The organism is Streptomyces sp. NBC_01304 (genome assembly GCF_035975855.1).
Lineage (GTDB): Bacteria > Actinomycetota > Actinomycetes > Streptomycetales > Streptomycetaceae > Streptomyces.
In genome coordinates this window covers 6,438,547-6,461,388 of the sequence record NZ_CP109055.1, presented here as the reverse complement: position 1 = coordinate 6,461,388, position 22,842 = coordinate 6,438,547, and the positions used below count along the sequence as shown (strand labels likewise).

The 22,842-nt window shown below is 69.7% G+C and carries 19 protein-coding genes; 7 read left to right on the top strand and 12 right to left on the bottom strand.

The window, feature by feature from the left end; all coding sequences use genetic code 11:
- The first annotated feature begins 104 nt into the window (after positions 1-104).
- Together pth and OG430_RS28830 are read left to right on the top strand one after the other, a co-directional pair.
- Positions 105-701 (top strand): aminoacyl-tRNA hydrolase, encoded by a 597-nt coding sequence (gene pth, locus OG430_RS28835; protein WP_327355529.1) that lies wholly within the window; start codon positions 105-107, stop codon positions 699-701.
- Between the two features lie 55 nt (positions 702-756).
- Positions 757-1,227 carry a hypothetical protein gene (locus OG430_RS28830; RefSeq protein WP_327355528.1) on the top strand — a complete coding sequence of 157 codons (471 nt, stop codon included), beginning with the start codon at positions 757-759 and terminating at the stop codon, positions 1,225-1,227.
- A gap of 39 nt (positions 1,228-1,266) precedes the next feature.
- On the opposite strand, the gene ppc is transcribed toward OG430_RS28830, so the two are convergent.
- Complete coding sequence (gene ppc, locus OG430_RS28825) at positions 1,267-3,957, bottom strand: phosphoenolpyruvate carboxylase (protein WP_442816737.1); 2,691 nt, start codon at positions 3,955-3,957, stop codon at positions 1,267-1,269.
- Between the two features lie 357 nt (positions 3,958-4,314).
- Between ppc and OG430_RS28820 the strand changes: the two genes are divergently transcribed.
- Complete coding sequence (locus tag OG430_RS28820) at positions 4,315-5,307, top strand: acyl-CoA desaturase (RefSeq protein WP_327355526.1); 993 nt, start codon at positions 4,315-4,317, stop codon at positions 5,305-5,307.
- On the top strand, positions 5,304-5,996 hold the full coding sequence (locus tag OG430_RS28815) for a TetR/AcrR family transcriptional regulator (protein WP_327355525.1): 693 nt from the start codon (positions 5,304-5,306) through the stop codon (positions 5,994-5,996). The genes OG430_RS28820 and OG430_RS28815 overlap by 4 nt, the downstream gene beginning before the upstream one ends.
- A gap of 11 nt (positions 5,997-6,007) precedes the next feature.
- Here OG430_RS28815 and OG430_RS28810 read toward each other — a convergent pair whose 3' ends face one another.
- A complete protein-coding gene (locus OG430_RS28810; RefSeq protein WP_327355524.1) occupies positions 6,008-6,379 on the bottom strand; it encodes a VOC family protein in 372 nt (123 codons plus the stop codon).
- 4 nt (positions 6,380-6,383) lie between these two features.
- Positions 6,384-7,205, bottom strand: coding sequence for a trans-aconitate 2-methyltransferase (locus OG430_RS28805; RefSeq protein ID WP_327355523.1), 822 nt, complete (start codon positions 7,203-7,205; stop codon positions 6,384-6,386).
- Between the two features lie 146 nt (positions 7,206-7,351).
- Between OG430_RS28805 and tamR the strand changes: the two genes are divergently transcribed.
- Complete coding sequence (gene tamR / locus OG430_RS28800) at positions 7,352-7,849, top strand: MarR family transcriptional regulator TamR (protein WP_327355522.1); 498 nt, start codon at positions 7,352-7,354, stop codon at positions 7,847-7,849.
- Here the strand turns inward: tamR and OG430_RS28795 are convergent.
- The 4 genes from OG430_RS28795 to galT all read right to left on the bottom strand — a co-directional run bounded on the left by OG430_RS28795 (position 7,808) and on the right by galT (position 12,186).
- Positions 7,808-8,581, bottom strand: a complete 774-nt coding sequence (locus OG430_RS28795) for a response regulator transcription factor (RefSeq protein ID WP_327355521.1) — start codon at positions 8,579-8,581, stop codon at positions 7,808-7,810. The two genes, tamR and OG430_RS28795, sit on opposite strands and share 42 nt — an antisense overlap.
- Positions 8,582-8,996: 415 nt before the next feature.
- Positions 8,997-10,139 carry a galactokinase gene (gene galK / locus OG430_RS28790; protein ID WP_327355520.1) on the bottom strand — a complete coding sequence of 381 codons (1,143 nt, stop codon included), beginning with the start codon at positions 10,137-10,139 and terminating at the stop codon, positions 8,997-8,999.
- Positions 10,140-10,174: 35 nt separating this feature from the next.
- The gene (gene galE, locus OG430_RS28785; protein ID WP_327355519.1) at positions 10,175-11,134 is read right to left on the bottom strand and encodes a UDP-glucose 4-epimerase GalE; all 960 of its coding nucleotides are present in this window, start codon (positions 11,132-11,134) and stop codon (positions 10,175-10,177) included.
- On the bottom strand, positions 11,131-12,186 hold the full coding sequence (gene galT / locus OG430_RS28780) for a galactose-1-phosphate uridylyltransferase (RefSeq protein ID WP_327355518.1): 1,056 nt from the start codon (positions 12,184-12,186) through the stop codon (positions 11,131-11,133). The genes galE and galT overlap by 4 nt, the downstream gene beginning before the upstream one ends.
- 271 nt (positions 12,187-12,457) lie before the next feature.
- Between galT and OG430_RS28775 the strand changes: the two genes are divergently transcribed.
- Positions 12,458-14,128, top strand: a complete 1,671-nt coding sequence (locus tag OG430_RS28775) for a sodium:solute symporter family protein (RefSeq protein WP_327355517.1) — start codon at positions 12,458-12,460, stop codon at positions 14,126-14,128.
- Positions 14,129-14,152: 24 nt separating this feature from the next.
- The gene (locus OG430_RS28770; RefSeq protein ID WP_327355516.1) at positions 14,153-14,437 is read left to right on the top strand and encodes a hypothetical protein; all 285 of its coding nucleotides are present in this window, start codon (positions 14,153-14,155) and stop codon (positions 14,435-14,437) included.
- 22 nt (positions 14,438-14,459) lie between these two features.
- On the opposite strand, the gene OG430_RS28765 is transcribed toward OG430_RS28770, so the two are convergent.
- The 5 genes from OG430_RS28765 to OG430_RS28745 form a co-directional block, all read right to left on the bottom strand.
- On the bottom strand, positions 14,460-15,167 hold the full coding sequence (locus tag OG430_RS28765) for a helix-turn-helix transcriptional regulator (RefSeq protein WP_327355515.1): 708 nt from the start codon (positions 15,165-15,167) through the stop codon (positions 14,460-14,462).
- 251 nt (positions 15,168-15,418) lie between these two features.
- Positions 15,419-17,239, bottom strand: a complete 1,821-nt coding sequence (locus OG430_RS28760) for an outer membrane protein assembly factor BamB family protein (RefSeq protein WP_327355514.1) — start codon at positions 17,237-17,239, stop codon at positions 15,419-15,421.
- Positions 17,240-17,398: 159 nt separating this feature from the next.
- Positions 17,399-19,171, bottom strand: a complete 1,773-nt coding sequence (locus OG430_RS28755; protein ID WP_327355513.1) for an outer membrane protein assembly factor BamB family protein — start codon at positions 19,169-19,171, stop codon at positions 17,399-17,401.
- A gap of 314 nt (positions 19,172-19,485) precedes the next feature.
- Complete coding sequence (locus OG430_RS28750; protein ID WP_327355512.1) at positions 19,486-21,288, bottom strand: ABC-F family ATP-binding cassette domain-containing protein; 1,803 nt, start codon at positions 21,286-21,288, stop codon at positions 19,486-19,488.
- An 85-nt stretch (positions 21,289-21,373) separates the two neighbouring features.
- Complete coding sequence (locus OG430_RS28745) at positions 21,374-22,696, bottom strand: acyltransferase family protein (protein WP_327355511.1); 1,323 nt, start codon at positions 22,694-22,696, stop codon at positions 21,374-21,376.
- Between the last annotated feature and the right edge of the window lie 146 nt (positions 22,697-22,842).

Below are 22,842 nucleotides of genomic sequence, written 5' to 3'. Positions count from 1 at the left end.
CGACCACCGCCCCGTCCTGCATGTTCTGCACGCTCTGCCGTTCAGCACGCTCTGCCGTTCAGCACGCTCTGCCCGTCCGCTTGCTCGCGAGGAGACTCGACGCGATGACCACCGACGCCAACGCCCCTTGGCTCATCGTCGGCCTCGGCAACCCCGGCCCGGGCTACGCCGCCAACCGCCACAACGTCGGCTTCATGGTCGCGGACCTCCTGGCCGACCGGATCGGCGGATCGTTCAAGCGCCACGGCAAGGCCCAGGCCCACGTCCTCGAAGGCCGCATCGGCCCGATGGGCCCCGGGAGCCGGCGCGTGGTCGTCGCGAAGCCGACGTCGTACATGAACCTCTCCGGCGGCCCCGTCACCGCGCTCCGCGACTTCTACAAGATCCCGACCGCGAACGTCGTCGCCGTCCACGACGAGCTCGACATCGACTACGGCGTGCTGCGCCTGAAGCTCGGCGGCGGTGACAACGGCCACAACGGCCTGAAGTCGATGACCAAGTCCATGGGCCCCGAATACCACCGGGTGCGCTTCGGCATCGGCCGTCCGCCGGGCCGTATGCAGGTCGCCGACTTCGTCCTCAAGGACTTCTCCGCGACCGAGCGCAAGGAGCTCGACTACTTCGTGGACCGGGCCACCGACGCGACGGAAGCCCTGGTCATCGAGGGTCTTGAGCGCGCGCAGAGCTCGTACAACTCCTGACCGGACTGTCGGCCGAGGTTGACCCGGCGCCATGCCATGGCCAAGGATCGCGGCCATGCCTGCCAAGTCCAAGCCGTATCTGCACACCGGCCGGCGCGTGGGATCGGTCCTGCTCGCCGCACTGCTGCTGGTCGCGGGTGCCTGGGCGTCCTGGGACACCGCCCGGCACGTCATGGCCGCCAAGGACCGTGAGCAGGGCCGGATGACCGTCGCGCGCTGCGACGACAAGCACTGCACCGGTTCGTACGTCCCCACCTCGAAGGGCGCGAAGCCCCGCAAGCAGGTCGTCATCGACCGCTCGATCGGCGAGCGCAAGGGCGTCGAGGTCCCGGTCGCCGTCAAGCCCGGCACCGACGAGGTGGTCCGCCTCGGCGGCCCGGGCTTTCTGCACGCCTGGGTCCCGCTGGGCGGCGCGCTCCTGCTCGCCGGGATCGTGATCGGCGGAGGCCTGCGGATGACGCGTACGGCATGGGGCACAAGCCTGACGGGGGCGGCGCTCCTGGTGGCATCCTTCGCCACGCTCTGAAGCACCGCCCCCGTCGGGGAACAGCCAACTGCCTTGTGATCAGCCGGTGTTGCGCAGCCCCGCCGCCACACCGTTCACGGTCAGCAGCAGCGCCCGCGCGAGCAGCGGGTCAGCCTCGACGCCCGCCGCGGCCGCGTCCCGCTGCCGCTTGAGCAGCGTGACCTGGAGGTACGAGATCGGGTCGAGGTAGGCGTCCCGGATCGCGAAGGTCTGCTGCAGGACCGGGTGCTTGTCCAGGAGCTGCTCGCCGCCGGTGATCCTGAGGACCTCCTGGACGGTCAGCTCGTGCTCGGCCTCGATGACGTCGAAGACGTGCTTGAGCTCGTCCGGCACCAGGGTGTCGACGTAGTGGCGGGCGATCCGCAGGTCGGTCTTCGCGAGCGTCATCTCGACGTTCGAGAGGAAGTTCCGGAAGAAGTGCCAGTGCTCGTGCATCTCGTCGAGAACCGTGTCGAGCCCGGCCTCGCGCAGGGCCTTGAGGCCCGAGCCGACACCGAACCAGCCGGGCACGATCTGCCGCGACTGGGTCCAGCCGAACACCCACGGGATGGCCCGCAGACCGTCGAGGGAGACGCCCGAGCCGGGACGGCGGGAGGGCCGCGAGCCCAGGTGCAGGTCGGCGAGCTGGTCGACGGGGGTCGAGGCGAGGAAGTACGTCGGCAGGTCCGGGTCCTCGACGAGCTTGCGGTACGCGGCGTGCGCGGCGTCCGACACCGTGTCCATCGCGGCGTCCCAGCGGGCCAGGGCCTCGTCCGACTGACGCGGCGAGGTGTGCAGGGCGGAGGCCTGCAGCGTCGCGGCGACGGTCAGTTCGAGGTTCTCCCTGGCCAGGGACGGCACCAGGTACTTGTCGGAGATGACCTCGCCCTGCTCGGTCACCTTGATCTCGCCTTCGAGCGTGCCCCACGGCTGCGCGAGGATCGCGTCGTGCGAGGGGCCGCCACCACGGCCGACCGTGCCGCCACGGCCGTGGAAGAGACGGAGACGTACGCCATAGCGGTGCGCGACGTCACGCAGCCGCCGCTGCGCCCGGTGGATCTCCCACTGCGAGGTGGTGATGCCGCCGAACTTGGAGGAGTCCGAGTAGCCGAGCATGACCTCCTGCACGTCTCCCCGCAGGGACACGAGACGGCGGTACGACGGGTCCGCGAGCATTTCGTCGAGGATGACGTCGGCCGCGCGCAGCTCGTCGGTGGTCTCCAGGAGCGGCACGATGCCGATCTTCGCCCAGCCGCCGTGCAGATCGACGAGACCGGCCTCGCGGGCGAGGACGGCGGCGGCGAACACGTCGTCGGCGCCCTGGCACATCGAGATGATGTACGACTCGATGACCTCGGGCCCGAAGACTTCGAGGGCCTTCTTGACGGTCGAGAAGACGCCGAGGGTCTTCTCGCCCGCGGCGTCCAGCGGAGCCGGCGAGGGAGCGAGCGGGCGCCTGGACCTGAGCTCCTTGGCGAGCAGCTTCTGCCGGTACTCGCGCGGCATGTCGACGTACCGCCAGGACTCCTCGCCGAGCCGGTCGAAGAGCTGACCGAGGGCGTGGTGGTGAGCGTCGGCGTGCTCGCGCACGTCCATCGTCGCCAGCTGCAGACCGAAGGCGGCCAGCGTGCGGATGGTGCGGTCCATGCGGCCGTCCGCGAAGAGCCCGCCCTTGTGCTCGCGCAGCGAGGTCTGGATCAGGGTCAGGTCGTGGATCAGCTCGGCGGTGCCGAGGTAGTCGCGGCCCGGCTCGTGCGCGGTGCTCTTGGCCAGCCGCTCGCGGGTGTTGACCAGCTTCTGCCGGATGCAGGTGGCCTTGAGGCGGTACGGCTCCTCGGAGTTGAGCCGCTTGTAGCGCGGGCTGATCTCCGGCAGGCGCTCCAGGTCGCACTGCAGCGAGGTGAGGAGTTCCTCGGTGGCGCCCGTGTAGCGGATCGAGTTCGAGAGCAGGCTGCGCAGGAAATCGACCAGTTCGAGGGCGTCGGTGATGCCGTGCTCGTGCTGGAGGATCAGCACGTCCCAGGTGACGGCGGGCGTCACGTTGGGGTTGCCGTCGCGGTCGCCGCCGATCCAGGTGCCGAAGGTGAGCGGGCGGGTGCCGGCGGGGATGTCGACGCCGATCCGCTCCAGTTCGGCGGTCAGGTCCTCGAGTACGTCGCCGACGGCGCCGGCGTGCAGTTCGTCGAGGTAGTAGATCGCGTTGCGCGCCTCGTCGGCGGGCTCGGGGCGGACCACGCGGAGCTCGTCGGTCTGCCAGACCAGGTCGATGTTCTCGGCCAGGCGCAGGTCGAGGCGGCGGCGGTCGGCCGCAGTGCCCGGGGACTCCAGAAGCTCGGCGATGCGGCGGAGCTTGTTGAGGACGGAGCGGCGGGCTGCCTCGGTCGGGTGGGCCGTGAACACCGGGCGGACGTTCAGGTGCTCGACCGTCTGGCGCAGGTGCTCGGGGTCGGCGTCCTTGAGGAGGTCGGCCGTGCGGGCCAGGGTCGAGCCCTCGGCGTCGCGCCTGGTGCGCAGCTCGCGGCCGCGGTGCACCTGCTCGGTGACGTTGGCCAGGTGGAAGTAGGTGGAGAAGGCGCGGACCAGCTTGGCCGCGGTCTCCAGCTCGGTCTCGCCGAGCAGCGTGGCCGCGGCCTCGCCGTCGCTGCGGGTCAGCGCGCGGACCTGCTCGACGAGGTCGAGGAGGTCACGGCCTTCCTGCCGCACGAGGGTCTCGCCGAGGAGGTCGCCGAGGCGGCGGATGTCGGCGCGCAGCTCCGTGTTGGCACTGCTGCCCGTGCTGTTCTCACTGGTGGCACTAGTGCTGCTCGTGGCGCTGGTGCTGTTGTGCTGGTGGTCGGCACTGCTCACAGGTGCGGCTCCTTGCAGTGTTGAGCACGGCTGGGAGGGGAACCCGTGCGAACCGGGAGGGATCGCTGATTCCGGGGAAGACTCAGAGCGGACCACGCTGTCCGATGCCACCAAGGATAGGTGCCAAAAAAACCGGTACCCGTCCGTGCACACTTGCCGCTCAGCTGAGCGCTGCCATACTTACGTCGCCGTAGGTTACGGAGGCGTAGGCCCGTGACCAGGCAACCTGCCGAACACCCTCCGACCCCACAGGGGACGCCCATGACCACGAGCTCGGATCTGCTCGACCAAGAGGACCCGGCGTCGCAAACCGGTGCCACTCCCCCGCCGTCGTCGGCGACGCGCGGCGGCGATCAGAAGAGGTCGCTGGAACAGATCACGCTGCTGTTCTTCATCGTCGTCCCGTTTCTCGCGGTGCTCGCCGCGGTGCCGCTGGCCTGGGGCTGGGGGGTGAGCTGGCTGGACCTCGGCCTGCTCGTCTTCATGTACTACCTGGGCTGCCACGGCGTGACCATCGGCTTCCACCGCTACTTCACGCACGGATCGTTCAAGGCCAAGCGCCCGCTGCGGATCGCGCTCGCCATCGCCGGCTCGATGGCCGTCGAGGGCCCGCTGGTGCGGTGGGTCGCCGACCATCGCAGGCACCACAAGTTCTCCGACGCCGAGGGCGACCCGCATTCGCCGTGGCGCTTCGGCGAGACGGTGCCGGCCCTGATGAAGGGCCTGTGGTGGGCGCACATCGGCTGGATGTTCGACGAGGAGCGGACGCCGCAGGACAAGTACGCGCCCGACCTGATCAAGGACACGGCGATCCGCCGGATCTCCCGCGACTTCATCTTCTGGACGTTGCTGTCGCTGGCCATCCCGCCGGTCGTGGGCGGTCTGGTCACCATGTCCTGGTGGGGCGCGTTCACCGCGTTCTTCTGGGGTTCCCTGGTCCGTGTCGCGCTCCTGCACCACGTCACGTGGTCGATCAACTCGATCTGCCACGCGGTGGGCAAACGTCCCTTCAAGTCCCGGGACCGCTCGGGGAACGTGTGGTGGCTGGCCGTGCTGTCCTGTGGTGAGTCCTGGCACAACCTGCACCACGCGGACCCGACGTCGGCGCGGCACGGGGTGATGCGCGGGCAGCTGGACTCGTCGGCGCGGATCATCCGCTGGTGCGAGCAGCTGGGCTGGGCGTATGACGTGCGCTGGCCCTCGGCGGCGCGGATCGACGCCCGGCGCAAGACCGAGCCTGCCGACGCGGCATGATTGAGGGCGTGGCGACCGACTCGAACTCCTCAGGCTCAGGTTCAGGCAGCAGCAACGAAAAGCCCAGGCGGGCCCGCCGGACCCGGATGACCGGTGCCGAGCGGCGTCAGCAGCTCCTGGACATCGGTCGCACGCTCTTCGCGGAGAAGGGCTTCGAGGCCACGTCGGTGGAGGAGATCGCGGCGAAGGCCGGGGTCTCCAAGCCGGTGGTGTACGAGCACTTCGGCGGCAAGGAGGGGCTGTACGCGGTGGTGGTGGACCGCGAGATGCAGCGGCTGCTCGACATGGTGACGAGCTCGCTGACGGCCGGGCACCCGCGCGAGCTGTGCGAGCAGGCGGCGTTCGCGCTCCTCGACTACATCGAGGAGTACACGGACGGCTTCCGCATCCTGGTCCGCGACTCCCCCGTCGCCCAGTCGACGGGCACCTTCGCCTCGCTGATCTCCGACATCGCCACCCAGGTCGAGGACATCCTCGGCCTGGAGTTCAAGGCCCGCGGCTTCGACCCGAAGCTGGCTCCCCTCTATGCCCAGGCCCTGGTCGGCAGCGTCGCGCTGACCGGCCAGTGGTGGGTCAACACCCGCAAGCCGAAGAAGGCCGAGGTGGCCGCGCACCTGGTGAACCTGGCCTGGCACGGCCTGGGCAACCTGGAGGCGAAGCCGCGGTTGATAGGGCATCGCAAGAGCTGAGGCCTTCGTCCTCACGACGGTGGGTCGACCGGCTCCAGGAATTCGAGCCGGTTGCCCACCGGGTCGGACGAGTAGAAGCGCCGATGGCCCGGCAGCTCCTTGTCCCAGATCACCTCGGCGCCACGGCCCGCGAGCCTGGCCGCGTACGCCTCGATGTCACGTACCCGAAGCCCCGGATGCGCCTTTCGCGCGGGCCTGAAGTCCGCTTCGATCCCGAGATGCAGCTGTACGCCGCCGGCCTCGAACCAGCAGCCCCCGCGTGCCGCGAGGGCAGGGGGCTTGGGCAGCTCCGTCATGCCGAGGATGCCGGCGTAGTACGCACGGAGTCGGTCCTCGCTGCCGGGTGGGGCGGCGAGCTGGACGTGGTCGACGGCGGTCAGCACCGGCTCAGCCCCTCTTTCTCGCCACGGCGAAGATCCGGCGGAACGGGAAGACCGTGCCGTGCGGGCCCGACGGGTAGGCCTTGCGGAGCAAGTCCCGGTATTCGGTGAGGAATTCGGCAATGGCCGTCGGGTCGCCATCGAGGGCGGTGAGGACGGGGCGCAGGGCGGTGCCCTTGACCCAGTCGAGGACCGGGTCCTCGCCCGCCAGGAGCTGGCTGTACGTCGTCTCCCAGGTGTCCGCCTCACAGCCCAGGTCGGCCAGGCGGGTCAAGTACTCGGCGGGGTCCAGGACATGGACGTAGCGCCGACCGTGGGTGCCGAGGCGGTCGCGCCACTGCGGGGCGTCGCAGAGTTCGCCGAGCAGGGCGTGGCTGGGCGAGGTGAAGTTCCCCGGGACCTGGAAGGCGAAGACCCCGCCGGGACGCAGGTGTTCGATCCAGCGCGGGAAGGACTCCGGGTGGTTGGGCACCCACTGGAGCGCCGCGTTGGAGACGATCAGGTCGTACGTGCCGTCGGGCGTCCAGTGCGCGGCGTCGGCCTCGCGGAACTCGAGGAAGCCGCCGCCGGGCGTGGTGCCCGCGTACTTCTCGGCCTTGGCGAGCATTTCGCGGGAGCTGTCGAGTCCCGTGATGTGGGCGGTGGGCCAGCGCTCGGCGAGGAGCGCGGTGACATTGCCGGGGCCGCAGCCCAGGTCGGCGATGCGGGCGGGGACGCCACCGGTGTCCGGCAGGTCCGATATGCGGGCGAGCAGATCCAGGAAGGGCCTGGTGCGGTGCCCCTGGTGCCGGAGGTATTGCTGTGGATCCCAGGTTGGTGCGGAATGCATGTTCGAGCTCCCTGCCTGGCGTGACGAGTGGAAGTGGAGTGGGCTTCCGTCGCTTCGATGCCCCCAGAGAACCCAAAATATCTCTCGATGTCAAGAGACTTGATATCGAGAGACTTCACGTCGAGCGACCTACTACACTGATCGCCATGGAGGACGAGGTCGATCGGCTGGTCGCAGCATGGCGCCGGGAGCGCCCCGACCTCGACGTGGAACCGCTCGAGGTGCTGAGCCGCGTCAGCAGGCTCGCCCGCCATCTGGACCGCGCCCGCAGGCTCGCCTTCTCGGAGCACAACCTGGAGCCGTGGGAGTTCGACGTCCTCACGTCGCTGCGCCGGGCCGGCGCCCCGTACCAGCTCTCACCGGGTCAACTGCTCACCCAAACCCTCGTGACCTCGGGCACGATGACCAACCGCATCGACCGCCTCGCCAAGAAAGGCCTGGTGGAGCGGCTGCCCGACCCCAGCGACCGGCGCGGTGTGCTCGTACGGCTGACCCCTGAGGGGCGCGACCGCGCGGACCAGGCGCTGGCCGGACTGCTTGACCAGGAGCGGGCCATCCTCGCCGAGCTGTCCCGTGGGCAGCGGGGCGAACTGGCCGGGTTGCTACGCCAGTTGACCGCCCCGTTCGACAACATCCCCAGCTAGGTCGACGGGTCCGACCCCGGCCCTGCGCGCCAAAGCGACGGCCGCGAGGGTGGAGTGCACGCCCAGCTTGCCGAGCACGTTCTGCATGTGCGTACGGACGGTGTGCGGTGACAGGAACAGGCGCTCGGCAACTGCTTTGCGCCCCAGGCCCGCGACCATGCAGCGGAGCACTTCGCGCTCGCGCGGGGTGAGGGATTCGACCAGCCGTTCGCTCTCGGTGCGGTGTTTGCGGGCCGCGGTGAGCTCGCGCAGGACGCCGGTGAGCAGGGCGGGCGGCAGATGCGTCTCATCCTTGAGCACGCCGCGTATGACGGTCAGCAGTCGGGACAGGGAGCAGTCCTTGGCGACCCAGCCACAGGCGCCCGCCTGCAGGGCGAGGGCCGCGCGACGCGGGTCGTCCTTCTCCGCGAGCACGACCGTGCGCACCGCGGGCTGGCCCGAACGGACGCCTGCCACAAGGGAGATGCCGTCCACATAGCCGTCCTCGGCGCCCTCGCGCACGGGCACCGCCGCGCGGGCTCCGGGCACCACGACGCCGGTGCCGAGGTCCGCGTCGACGAGCAGGACATCGAATCTGCGCCCTTCGGCTACCGCCCGCTCCATGCAGCGCAGTGCTGCGGGGCCGCTGCCGGCCGCGCTTACGTCCACGTCGGGCTCGGCCGCGAGGGCGGCTGCGAGCGACTCGGCGAAGATGCGATGGTCGTCAACGACCAGGACCCGGATTCGAACCACTGAAACCCCCAGGCTCCATCTTCCGGGGCAGACTCCCCGGACCCCCGGCGGGAAACGGACCGGTACGGGTACGGCGCCTGAAGCACAGGATCACCACAGCACCGCACGGCCGCCGCCGCACCGGAACTGCTACCCCCACTTCGGGCGTCGTACCCGACTGTCTCGCCCCCTGATCAGCACCGGCCCCCACCGGTGCTGTGCATCACATTACGGCCGGGGGCCAGGAGCGGAAGGTAATTTGCAGAACTGGTTGGCCGGGGTGGTGTGGGTGTGCCGTTTGTTTCGTTCTGAGACAGAAGTCGACAGCTATCACTGCGAGTTGGGCAATCTCTCCAGCCCGTCCGGCGTTTGAGGACACCGCCCGGAGGGCGGAAGGCTCCGCAGGATTTCGGGAAGGGGCGGGGCGGGGAGAAAATCACTCCACCCGACGCGCACCCGGCGACGGCGTCGCAGCGAACACTCGAGGCTCCGAGAACCCCGCCCCCGCGAACGCAGCCACGACAGCCTTCGTGATCGCCTCGACCGCGTCGACCTCGGCGAGCACGATCGCCGACCCCCCGAACCCACCCCCGGTCATCCGCGCCCCCAACGCCCCGGCGTCCACCGCCGAAGCCACCACCAGGTCCAACTCCGGGCAGGAGATGCGGAAGTCGTCCCGCAACGACGCGTGCCCCTCGACGAGGACCGCCCCGATCGCCCGCACGTCCCCCGCCGAGAGCAGCTCGATGACGCGCTCGACCCGCCGGTTCTCGGTGACGATGTGCCGCACGAGACGACGCACTTCCTCGTCGTCAAGACGCGCAAGGGCCTCGGACAGGCCCTCGAAAGGCACATCCCGCAACGCGGAGACCCCGAGCGCCGCGGCACCCGCCTCGCAGCCCGCCCGGCGCTTGCCGTACTCGCCCTCGCTGTGCGAGTGCTTGACGCGCGTGTCGACGACCAGGAGCTGCATGCCCTCGGCCGCGAGGTCGAACGGCACCTGGCGTTGGGCGAGATCACGCGTGTCGAGGAACAGCGCGTGCCCGTCCGTGCAGCAGGCCGAGGCCGTCTGGTCCATGATCCCGGTCGGCGCCCCGACGTACACGTTCTCGGCGCGCTGGCACAGCCGGGCCAACTTGCCGCGCTCCAGGCCGAGTTCGTACAGGTCGTTGAGTGCGAGCGCGGTGACGACCTCCAGCGCCGCCGAGGAGGAGAGCCCCGCCCCGGTCGGCACGGTCGACGCGATGTGGATGTCGGCGCCGCCCACCTTGTGCCCGGCGTCCCGCAGCGCCCACACGACACCGGCCGGGTAGTCGGTCCACGCACCGGGACCGCCGGGTGCCAGCGCGTCCACGTCGAGGGAGACGGGAGCGTCGCCGATGTCCGCGGAGTGCAGCCGCAGCACCCCGTCGTCGCGGCGCCGGACGGCGGCGAGCGCGGTGTGCGGCAGGGCGAAGGGCATCACGAAGCCGTCGTTGTAATCGGTGTGCTCACCGATCAGATTGACCCGGCCCGGCGCGGCCCAGACCCCCTCGGGGGCCTGCCCGTACAGCTCCTCGAAACGCTCGGCGACGCTCATACCCCTCGGGCCCCTTCTCCTGAACTGCGCTGAAACTACTGGTCGCGCTGGGCGAAGGCCCAGGCGTCGGCGACGATTCCCGCGAGGTCCGCGCGGGACGGGCGCCAGCCGAGCCGGTCGTGGGCGGTCGCGGCGGAGGCGACGAGCACGGCCGGGTCGCCGCCGCGGCGCGGGGCCACGACCTCGGGGATCGGGTGCCCGGTGACCTGGCGGACGGTCTCGATGACCTGGCGGACGGAGAAGCCCTCGCCGTTGCCCAGGTTGCAGATCAGATGCTCGCCGTCGGCCGGGGCCTTGAGCGCGAGCAGGTGGGCCTCGGCGAGATCGGCGACGTGGATGTAGTCGCGTACGCACGTCCCGTCCGGCGTCGGATAGTCCTCGCCGAAGACCGAGATGGCCTCGCGCCGGCCCTGCGCGACCTGGAGCACGAGCGGGATGAGGTGCGACTCCGGGTCGTGCCGCTCGCCGTAACTTCCGTACGCACCGGCCACGTTGAAGTAGCGCAGCGAGACCGCGCGCAGCCCGTGGGCCGTGCACTCGCCGGTGATCATGTGGTCGACGGCGAGCTTCGAGGCGCCGTACGGGCTGGTGGGGGCGGTCGGGTCGGACTCGGTGATGGGGGTGTTCACCGGTTCGCCGTACGTCGCCGCCGTCGAGGAGAAGACCAGCTGCTTGACGCCCGCCGCGCGCATCGCGGCGAGCAGCGCCATGGTGCCGCCGACGTTGTTGTCCCAGTACTTCTCGGGCTTCACGACGGACTCGCCGACCTGCGAGAAGGCGGCGAAGTGCAGCACCGCGTCGTAGGAGCGGTCCAGCCACTTGGCGGCGTCCTTGATGTCGCCCTCGATGAACTCGGCGCCCGCGGGCACGCCCTCGCGGAAGCCGGTGGCGAGGTTGTCGAGGACGGTGACCTGATGCCCGGCCTCAAGGAGATGCGCCGCCACTACGCTGCCGACATATCCCGCACCGCCGGTGACCAGGTACTTCCCGCTCATGAACTCGCTACCTCTCGCAGTCGCTTTGCCGCGGTCTCCGGCGGCACGTCGTTGATGAACACACTCATGCCGGATTCGGAACCCGCGAGGAACTTCAGCTTGCCGGAAGTGCGGCGAATGGTGAAAAGCTCAAGGTGGAGCCCGAAGTCGTCCCGGCCCACGCCGTACTCCTCCAGGGAGGCGAAGGGGGCTTGGTGCCAGGCCGCGATGTACGGGGTGGGCGGCTCGGCGGGGCCGAAGATCCGGTCGAAGCGCCTCAAGAGTTCCAGGTAGATCTGTGGGAACTCTGTGCGCGCCGCGTCGTCCAGGGCCAGCAGGTCCGGCACCCGGCGCTTGGGGTACAGGTGCACCTCGTAGGGCCAGTGGGCGGCGTACGGCACGAACGCCACCCAGTGCTCGCCCTCCAGGACGACCCGCTCGCCGGCCATCTCGGCGTCGAGCAGATTGTCGAAGAGGTTCTCCCCGGTGTCCTCGCGGTGCTGGGCGAGCGAGCGCAGCATCAGGGCGGTGCGCGGGGTGACGAAGGGGTAGCCGTAGATCTGGCCGTGCGGGTGGCCGAGGGTGACGCCGATCTCGGCGCCGCGGTTCTCGAAGCAGAACACCTGGGCCACGGACGGCAGATGGGACAGCTCGGCGGTCCGGTCCGTCCAGGCCTCCAGGACCAGGGCGGCCTGCTCCTCGGTGAGGTCGGCGAAGGACGCGTCGTGGTCCGAGGTGAAGCAGACGACCTCGCAGCGGCCCGAGTCACCGGCCAGCGAGGGGAAGCGGTTCTCGAAGACGGCCACGTCGTAGGCGGTGTCCGGGATCTCGCTCAGCTTCTCGCCCGCGGACGGGCAGAGCGGGCACTCGTCGGCCGGCGGGTGATAGGTGCGGCCCTGGCGGTGCGAGGCGATCGCGATCGAGTCGCCGAGCAGGGGGTCGCGCCGGATCTCGGAGCTGGTGGCGACGGCGTCCAGGGGACGCCGGTCGACGGCCTCGCGGACGACGTCGTCGCGGAGGTCGTAGTAGATGAGCTCACGACCGTCGGCGAGCCGGGTCGAGGTCTTCTTCACGTAGGGACTCCCCATCACGTCCACCAAACAGAACTCAACACAACAAACCACAAGGCAACAGCTGCGTCAATGTACCGATCACCGCCGGATCCCTGTCGGATCGCTACCGGTATCGCCACAAGATCACCAACGGACCGACCCCCGGCACTCCGGGACATTCCACCTCGCCCGATCACGATCCAACAAAGAACCCCAACAGAACTGTTCAGTTTCTGAACGTGGAGGCGTAGGTTCCGGTCAGATACGTTCGCGCAACGAAGCGAGTTCCCCCATGCAATACCTGGCCGAAGGGCTTCGGCTCCCCACCAACGGGCTGGATTACGCAATCCTGGCGATCTACTTCGCCGTGGTGCTCGGCATCGGCTTCGCGGCCCGGCGGAGCGTCAAGACCAGCCTCGACTTCTTCCTCTCCGGACGCTCCCTGCCCGCCTGGGTCACGGGTCTCGCCTTTGTCGCGGCGAACCTCGGGGCCACCGAGATCCTCGGCATGGCGGCCACCGGCGCCCAGTACGGCGTGGCCGTCGTGCACTGGTACTGGATCGGCGCCATCCCGGCGATGGTCTTCCTGGGCCTCGTGATGATGCCCTTCTACTACGGCTCGAAGGTCCGAAGCGTCCCCGAGTTCCTGCTCCAGCGGTTCGACAAGTCCGCACATCTGCTCAGCTCGGTCCTGTTCGCCTTCGCCGCGATCCTGATCGCGGGCGTCAACCTGTACGCCCTGTCGATCGTCGTGGAGGCGCTGCTCGGCTGGCCGCAGTGGGTGGCGATCGTGGTGGCCGGGCTCTTCGTGCTCGCGTACATCACCATCGGCGGTCTCTCCTCGGCGATCTACAACGAAGTGCTCCAGTTCTTCGTGATCCTCGCCGCGCTCATCCCGATCTGCATCATCGGCCTGAAGAAGGTCGGCGGCTGGGACGGTCTCACCGGCTCGATCGAGAAGTCGCACGGGGACAACTTCCTCACCGCCTGGGGCGGCACCGGCATCGGTGACGCCAACCCGCTCGGCGCCAACTGGCTGACGATCATCCTCGGCCTGGGCTTCGTGCTCTCCTTCGGCTACTGGACGACCAACTTCGCCGAGGTGCAGCGCGCCCTGTCCGCGAAGAACCTGTCCGCGGCCAAGCGCACCCCGCTGATCGCGGCCTTCCCGAAGATGTTCATCGTCTTCCTGGTGATGATCCCCGGTCTGGTCGCCGCCGTCCTGGTCCCGAAGATCGGTACCGCCGGCTCGGACCTGACGTACAACGACGCGATCCCCTACCTGATGCAGGAACTGCTGCCCAACGGTGTCCTCGGCATCGCGGTGACCGGTCTGCTCGCGGCCTTCATGGCGGGCATGGCGGCGAACATCTCGTCCTTCAACACCGTGTTCACGTACGACATCTGGGCCAAGTACGCGAAGACCGGCAAGCCCGACGCGTACTACCTGCGCTTCGGCCGGCTGATCACCGCGATCGGCGTCCTGGCCTCCATCGGGACGGCCTTCATCGCCTCGTCGTTCTCGAACATCATGGGGTACCTGCAGACCCTGTTCTCCTTCTTCAACGTGCCGATGTTCGTCGTCTTCATCATCGGCATGTTCTGGAAGCGGGCCTCCATGAAGTCCGGTGTGTGGGGCCTGCTCGCGGGCACCACGGCCGCGATGGTCAACTACTTCTGGATCTACAAGCAGGGCGTCATCGACATCCCGACCGACCAGGGCGCCAACTTCGTCTCCGCGATCGTCGGCTTCGTCGCCGGCGCCGTGGTCATGGTCGTGGTCACCCTCTTCACCGCCCCCAAGCCGGAGGCCGAGCTGGCCGGTCTGGTGTACGGAACGCGCTCGCCGGGGATGGAGGAGCCGCCCGAGGACGGCGACGACGCCTGGTACCGCAGGCCCGCCCTGCTCGGCTGGGGCGCGATCGTGCTCGCCGCCGCCTGCTACATCCCGTACTCCTTCTGACCGAAAGGGAGGCTCAGGAAAACCATGTCTGAACTGCAGCGCGAAGTCTCCGAGTTGGAGAGCAAGTCCGCGACCGCGGCCCGGCTCTTCGACATCCGGCGCATCATCGGCGGGCTCTTCGTGGTCTACGGCGTGATCGTCACGATCGCCGGGATCACCGCGTCCGACGCCGACCTGAAGAAGGCCGAGGACATCAACATCAACCTCTGGACGGGCCTCGCCATGCTGGCGCTCGGCCTGTTCTTCCTGGTGTGGCTGAAGCTGCGGCCCACCCAGGTGACGGCGGACCCCGAATCCGGCGTCGAGTAAGTGCCTTGTCCGGGGCCGGAGTTCACTGCTGAGACGGTGACTCCGGCCCCGTCTGCATGCCCGCGACGGGGCCCGCGCGGTCGAGCAGCCCGGTGCGCGCGGCGAGGGCCGCCGCCTCGAGGCGGGAGCCGACGCCCAGCTTCATCAGGACGCGCTGGACATGCGTACGCGCCGTCGACGGAGCTATCCCCATGCCGGCCGCGATCAGCCGGGTGTCCTCGCCGTCGGCGACCCGGACCAGGACCTCGACCTCGCGCGGGGTGAGCATCTGCAGGAGCCGCTGGCCCTCGTCGTCGGGCTGCGCCGCCGGGTTGAGCAGCTCCGCGAAGGCGCCCTGAAGGAGCTGAGGCGCCACCGCGGCCTCGCCCGCCCGGGCCTTCATGATGGCGCGCTCCACACCCTCGATGCGCTCGTCGTGCCGTACGTAACCGGAGGCGCCGGCCGCGAACGCCGCGGCGATCCCGCGCGGCGACGGCACCGGACCGAGCACCACGACCGCCACCTGCGGACGCTCCCGCTTGATCCGCACCACCGGGTCGAAGATCCCCGGCTCGGCGGGCGTCGCCGTCCCCATCAGGCACACCTCGGGCGAGCGCTGCACCACCAGCTCGGCCGCACCCGCGGCAGGCGCGGCAGCGGCAAGTACCCGGTGCCCACGCAGTTTCAGCGCCGAGGCGAGTGCCTCGGCGAGCAGTCTGTGGTCATCCACCACCATCAGCCGCACACCCATAGAGCAACCCCCCAAGTCCCCACGAACCCCATTGAGCGGGAGCCCCCCGGCCCTCCTGTATCCCCCGGAAGCTACACGCTTGTTCGACGTTACGCGCCCCTTACCGGTCAGAAGCCCCTCGGAATGCCGAAATCCCGGCCATACAGGACTGATAGGCGTCAGCATGCCGCTCCGCACGAGGCAGAACAGCCCGGCAGGACGCAGAACGGCCCCGCCCGGGAGGGGCGGGGCCGTTCTGCGTCACGGCGAAATCACTCGGTGCCGAAGCCCATCGCCAGGTTCTTCTGGGTGGTCGAGCTCGCGCTCACGATGTCCTGCGCGAGGAACATCCGGCCGTTCCCGTAGAGCAGTTCGTCCGATTCCGGAACGAAGCTGGTCTCCGCGTCCCGGATCGACTCGGTGCCCGGGTTCTCCAGGAGCAGGGTCTCCTTCATGGTGCCCGCGTCGATGGAGACGATCTTTCCGCCCTTGTCGTACGGCGGGATCTTGTAGGCCAGGATGTTCTTGCCGTCCATGCGCAGCGGGAACATCGTGTACCGCTCGCCCGCGTCGGCCTTGTCGCCGGTCTGCTTGCCGGTCTTCAGGTCGAAGGAGACGATCTCGTTCGTGCTGCCGTACTCCCCGGTGCCCTGGTGCTCGAAGGTGGAGAGGTAGAGCCGCCCGTTGCCGATGGCGAACTGCTCGCACAGGGACACCTCGGTCGAACTGCAGGTGCGCCGGTACTTCTTCGGGTTGACGGCGATCTTGCTGATCATGTGGCCGTCGTTGTTGTCGAGCGAGAAGTAGTCGGTCGGGCCCGCGCTCGCGTCGGTCGAGTCGACGCCCACCACCACCGGCTTGCTGGACAGGACGCTCGCGTACTCGATGCCGGACGGGAGGTTGTACGTCCACTTCGGCTTGCCCGAGGTCGGCTCCAGGAGCTGGGCCTGCAGCTTGGGGTTGTCGTACTCGCCGCAGTTGCGGATGGCCACGAGCTGGTCGCCGCCGGTGTAGCCGAGGTCGCGGCAGGTGTCGGTGGCCTTGGGCGCCCACAGCTGCTTGCCGGACTTCACGTCGAACGCGGCGCCGCCGTCGGTGCCGCCGCCGACCGCGACGGTGTTGGCGGTGATGACGGCCTCCGAGAAGGTCGCCTTCTGGTCGCCGTCATCGACGTTCTTCTGCCAGAGCTTTTCCCCGGTGTTCACGTTGAACACCGCCACCTCGCTGCAGCCGTAGCCGTACGGCTTCTTCTTGTCGGGCTTGCGCGGCTCGAAGATCACCGCGGCCAGACCGTCCGGGGTGACCTCCTTCGAGCCCGCGCACGTCGGCCCGCCCAGGGGCAGCTTCCACTGCTCCTTGCCGCCGGTGAGGTCGTAGCCGCCGATCATGCTGTTGCCGCTCTTGGCGTAGACCTTGTCGGTCAGCCAGGAGCCGGCGACGTTGACCTGGTCCTTGCCGATCTCCGGCGTCGGCAGCTGGAAGAGCACCCGCGACGTGGTGTTGGACGGCACCTTCTCCTTGCCGCCACCGCCGAGGCCGCCCTTGCCCTCCTCGCCGCCGTTCGTGCCGCCGGACTTCTTGGCCTCGTGCTTCGAGTCGTCGTCGCCGCCCGACGTCGCGAACCAGACGCCGGCGCCGATGATCAGGGCCACCGCGACGACCGCCGCGATGATGATGGTCATCTGGGTGCTGAGCTTCTTGCCGCCGCCCGGAGCGCCGCCACCGGGGACCTGCTGCTGCGGGGCGGTGTTGTACGGCTGGGGCTGACCGGGGAAGCCGGGCTGCTGGTACGTGCCGTACTGCGGTTGCTGGGGCTGCTGCGGCTGCTGGCTCGGGAAGCCGTAGCCCGGCTGGGCGGGCGGCGGGGTCGGCGGCTGGGCGGGTGCGCCGGGCGGCGGGGTCGGCGGCTGGCCCGGGGCGCCCGGGTAGCCGTAGCCCGGCTGCTGCGGGGCGGGCGCGGGCGGCGGCGTCTGCGGGTAGCCGTAGCCCGGGTCGGGGGCGCCGAAGCCACCCGGAGGCGGATCCTGCGGCTTGCCGAAGCCGCCCTGCGGGGGCTCGTTGGGCGGCTGGGGCGGCTGCGGCGGTTGCGTCATCGGATTTCTACCTCTGAAATGCGTGGGAAGTGCGTCTGGACGTACGGGATTTGAGGGCGGGACTCGAGTCCCGGAGCGGTAACGGGCAGTGCGGTAACGGGCGGTGCGGTGACGGGCAGTGCGGTGACGGGCAGTGCGGTAACGGGCAGTGCGGCGACCTCACTTGCCGAAGGAGAGCAGCTGCCCCGTGTCCGAGTCGTCCTGGCCCGAGAGCCGTGAGGGCGAACCGTAGAACCGGCCGTCGAGGTAGCGGGTCTGGCCGAGCATCGCCAGGTTGTTCTCCTGGCTCTGCGCCGACTTGGGGTGCTGGAGCAGCACCGTCGGCTTGCCGCCCGACTTGCCGAACCGCACGGTCTGCCCCGGGGTGTCGAAGGTCGGCTGGACGTAGGCGACGAGGCCCGACCCGTCCGCGTACAGCGGGAGCAGTGAGCGGGCGCCGTCGGCCTTGCCGCGCCACTTGGCCTTGCCGGTGTCGAGGTCGAAGGCGACTACCTCGTTGCTGCGGTCGTAGTCACCGCTCTTCTTCTCCTCGGTCGCCATGTAGAAGGTGTCGCCGGACGCCACCATGCCCATGCAGCTCTGCAGTTCGCGCTCGGTGATGGTCATGCCGCAGCGCTGCAGGAAGGTGTCCTTGCCGCCGTCGATCTGCGAACGGGGCTGCCCGTCGGACTTGAACGCCTGGATCGTCCAGGCCTTCTTGTCCCGGTTGACCAGGGAGACGACCAGCGGGTCGACCGAGTAGACCTTCTGGACCTGGTAGCCCTTGGGCGTCTTGAAGCGCCACTTGACGGCGCCCGAGGTCGGGTCGATCTCCTTGAGCTGCTCGTTCTTGTCGTCACTGGCCGCGCAGGAGTCGACGACCACGGCCTTGGCCGCGGTGGAGGCGAAGGCGCCCGGGAAGCAGCCCTTGTCCTTCTTCAGGCTGAAGAGCTCTTCGCCGCTGTCGAGCGAGTAGCCCGCGCCGGACAGCGAACGGGCCACCAGGAGGGTGTTCTCGGAGATCGACAGGTCCAGGGTGATGGTGCTGTCGAAGCTGTCACCCTCGTCGATCTTCTTCTTCCAGCCGGCCTCGCCCGTCTTCAGGTCGATCATCTGCAGCTGGTTGCAGCGCTTCTTCGTGTCGTTGCCGCTCTCGTACGCGACGACGACCTTGCCGTCCGCGCCGGGCGTCGGGGGCGTGTCGCAGACGGGGGCGTCGAGCGGGACGCTCCACTTCTTCTTGCCGTCCTCCGCGCCCCAGGCGGTGACCGCCTTGTACCCGGCCTGGACGACGGTGTCGTCGACGACCCAGATGTCCATCAGCTCGGCGCCCCTGCCGGGCAGGTCCTGGTCGCTGAGGGCCATCCACGCCTTGGCCTCGCCGGCCTGGCGGCCCGCGTTGAGGTCGGGGGCGTCGCTGTTGCGGCCCTCGGCCGTCCCCTCTCCGGTGGGCCTGCCCTCGCCGCCCTTGGGCTCGGGGTCGCCGCTGCCGTGTGCCACCGGCTCCTTGGGCTTCTCGTCGTCCCCGCTGACGGCGAAATAGACCCCGCCGCCGATCACCAGGAGGGCGGCGAGGGCCGCGCCGACGATCACGGCGGGCTTGCCCTTGAAGAAGCCACCGGGGCCGCCGCCGACGGGCCCGGCGGGCACACCCGGGGCGCCGGGGGCTCCGGGCACGGGCGCGCCGGGGAACTGGGGCTGCTGCGGATAGCCGTACTGCGGCTGCTGGTTGTACGCGCCGGGCTGGGCCTGCTGCGCGTACGGATTGTCGGCGACCGGCTGGGGCTGCTGCGGCGCCTGAGGCGGCTGAGGCTGCTGCGGCGGCTGACCCTGCGGATACCCGTACCCGGGGCCGGGCTGCGCGGGCGGCGGACCGGCGGGCGCGGCAGGCGGCGGACCGACGGGTGCGGCGGGCGGCGGGCCGGCCGGCGGCTGGGCAGGTCCCTTGGACACCCCCTGCCAGGGGTCCTGCGGTGCCCCGAAACCACCCGGGGACCCTGGTGGCTGACTAGGCGGCTGGGTCATCGCGGTGTACCTCTTCACACGGGTCGCTGCCCAACCGGCCTCCCCCGCAATTCCGTTGGTTCAAATCCCCCCGGAAAGGAGCGAATCGGGCATTGTTCCCGTAACTCTGCGTCTGTCGAGCGGGAGTTCTTTCTATCACTCACAGCCCGTACGACGCGGGGCCGGTCGCCCGCTGTTCCCAAGGGAGGACCGGCCCGTAATGCCGTCGTTACGTCGCCCAAGACGGGCTCCGGAGCGCGGAATCAGGCGTCCTCGGCAAGCTCCAGCCAGCGCATCTCCAACTCGTCGCGCTCACCGACCAGTTCGCGCAGCTTGGCGTCGAGCTCCGCGACCTTGCCGAAGTCCGTCGCGTTCTCGGCGATCTGGGCGTGCAGCTTGGTCTCCTGGTCGGACATCTTGCTCAGCTGGCGCTCGATCTTCTGGAGTTCCTTCTTCGCGGCGCGCTGGTCTGCGGCCGAGGTCTCCTTGGCCTTGACCGGGGCGGACACGGGCGCCGGGGTGAAGGCCTCGATGACCTTCTGTCGGCGCTCCAGGTACTCGTCGATGCCGCGCGGCAGCATCCGCAGCGTCGCGTCGCCGAGCAGCGCGAACACCCGGTCCGTCGTCCGCTCGACGAAGAACCGGTCGTGCGAGATCACGATCATCGACCCGGGCCAGCCGTCGAGCAGGTCCTCCAGCTGCGTCAGGGTCTCGATGTCGAGGTCGTTCGTCGGCTCGTCCAGGAACAGCACGTTGGGCTCGTCCATGAGGAGGCGCAGGATCTGCAGCCGCCGCCGCTCACCACCGGACAGGTCCCCGACGGGAGTCCACTGCTTCTCCTTGCTGAACCCGAACTGCTCACACAGCTGCCCAGCGGTCATCTCCCGGCCCTTGCCGAGGTCGACCCGGTCCCGGATCTGCTGCACGGCCTGCAACACCCGCAGGTTCGGGTCGAGTTCACCGACCTCCTGCGAGAGGTACGCCAGCTTGACGGTCTTGCCGACGACGACCTTCCCGGCCACGGGCTGCGTCTCGCCCTGCGTGCGCTGCGCATCGGCGAGCGCCCGGAGCAACGAGGTCTTGCCGGCCCCGTTCACCCCGACCAGACCGATGCGGTCGCCGGGCCCGAGCTGCCAGGTCAGATGCTTGAGCAGCACCTTCGGACCGGCCTGGATGGTGACGTCCTCGAGCTCGAAGACGGTCTTGCCGAGCCGCGCGTTGGCGAACTTCATCAGCTCGCTGGTGTCGCGCGGCGGCGGCACATCGGCGATCAGCTCATTGGCCGCCTCGATGCGATAGCGCGGCTTGGAGGTACGCGCCGGCGCCCCGCGCCGCAGCCACGCCAGCTCCTTGCGCATGAGGTTCTGCCGCTTGGTCTCCTCGGTGGCGGCGATCCGCTCACGCTCGGCCCGCGCGAAGACGTAGTCGCTGTAGCCGCCCTCGTACTCGTGCACGGCACCGCGCTGCACGTCCCACATCCGCGTACAGACCTGGTCCAGGAACCACCGGTCGTGCGTGACGCAGACGAGCGCGGAGCGGCGCTCCCGCAGATGCTGGGCCAGCCACGAGATGCCCTCGACGTCGAGGTGGTTGGTCGGCTCGTCGAGAACGATCAGGTCCTGGTCCTCGATGAGCAGCTTGGCGAGCGCGATCCGGCGCCGCTCACCGCCGGACAGCGGCCCGATCACCGTGTCGAGCCCCTGCCCGAACCCAGGCAGATCAAGACCGCCGAACAGCCCGGTCAGTACGTCCCTGATCTTGGCGTTGCCCGCCCACTCGTGGTCGGCCATGTCGCCGATGACCTCGTGCCGGATCGTCGCCTCGGGGTCGAGCGAGTCGTGCTGGGTGAGCACGCCCAGCTGCAGCCCGCCGTTGTGCGTGACGCGGCCGGTGTCGGCCTCCTCCAGCTTGGCGAGCATCCGGATCAGGGTGGTCTTGCCGTCGCCGTTGCGCCCGACGACGCCGATCCGGTCCCCCTCGGAGACGCCGAGGGAGACACCGTCGAGCAGCGCACGGGTGCCGTACACCTTGGTGACTGCCTCGACATTGACCAGATTGACGGCCATTTCACTCCTGTACCGGGGGATGGATCGATCTCCTAGCGTACGGCGCAGCGCGCACCCGGCGGACTGCCCACCCTCCCCGCCCCGGCTACCGGGCGGCCCGGCGCCCCGCCCGCTCCACCAGGAGCCAGCCGAACAGGGCCATGGCGACCGCCCACGGCGCGGTGACGTGGACGGCGATCAGCATCGCCGACCGGCTCTCCAGCAGCCCGCCGAAGCCGACCATCGACAGCCCGAGCACGCCGAACAGGCAGAGCATGATCCCGAGCGCCGCCACCGGGCCCGAACCGCCCTCGCGCGGCTTCGCGGTCGCCGGGCGCTCGAAGGTGCGGAACACCGCGACCAGGGCGGCGGTCAGCACGGCCGCGACCGCGATCCGCAGCGGCACCTGCGCCCACCAGGCCGCCGACGCGGGCTCCGGCAGCGGTACGTCGAGCGCGAGGAGCGCCCCGTACACCCCGAGCATCGCCGTGAGGTGCCACAGGAACGCCGTCATGGACACCCCGTTCGCGGCGACCACGCCCCGCCACACCTTGGGCCGCTCCAGCCACCGCGTGGCCGGACCCTTCACCAGCTCCACCGCGCCGACCAGCCACAGGCCGTGGCAGAGCAGGGCGAAGGTGGGCGGGGCCATGTTGGATATGCGCTCGCCCGGCATCCCGACCATGGACAGCGGATACGGGCCGTACGTCACCAGCGCCGCGGCGCCCGCAAGGCCGGCCCCGGCGAGGGCGGCGGGAACCTTGATGCGACCGTCGGCGCGCAGGAAGCCGAGCTGGTGGACGGCGAGCCAGACGAAGGCGAAGTTGAGGAACTCGACGTAGGGCACGCCTGCCGCGAACCGCAGGGCGTCCACCGTGGCGGCCGCCCCGACCAGCGCGCCGAACACGCCCCAGCCGTAGCGCTCGTGCAGCTTGAGCAGGGGCGGGGTGAAGGCGACCATCGCGAGGTAGATGCCGATGAACCAGAGCGGCTGGGCGACGAGGCGCAGGGTCGCGTCCAGCAACCCGCCGCCCTGGCCGGTGAGTTGCAGGGCCAGCGCGGCCGCGCCCCACACCACGATGAACACCATGGTGGGTCGCAGCAGGCGCTGCAGCCTCGCCCGCAGGAAGGCGGAGTACACGCTTCGGTCCGGGCTCTTGCGGCGCAGGGAGCGGTAGCTCAGGGCGTGGCTGAAGCCGCCGACGAAGAAGAACACCGGCATGACCTGGAGGGCCCAGGTGAGCAGTTGCAGCTCCGGCACTTCGGCGAGCAGGTTCCCCATCTCGACCTGGCCGTCCTTGCCCGTGCCGACGGCGGCCATGAGCCAGTGGCCCAGGACGACCGTCCCCAGGGAGCCGACCCTGAGCAGATCGATGTACCGGTCCCGCGTGGACGGCGTGGCGGCGGCGAGTTGGCTTGCGGTTCCCATGACTTGTACGGTGCCGCTCCGCGGTGGGGTGCCGTCAGAGTGCGGGTACTCAACCGTGGGCTAAGTACTTGTTCCCCACCCCGCCCCTTCCCGAAATCCTCCGGAGGCTGGGGCTGCGCCCCAGACCTCCTTGTCCTCAAACGCCG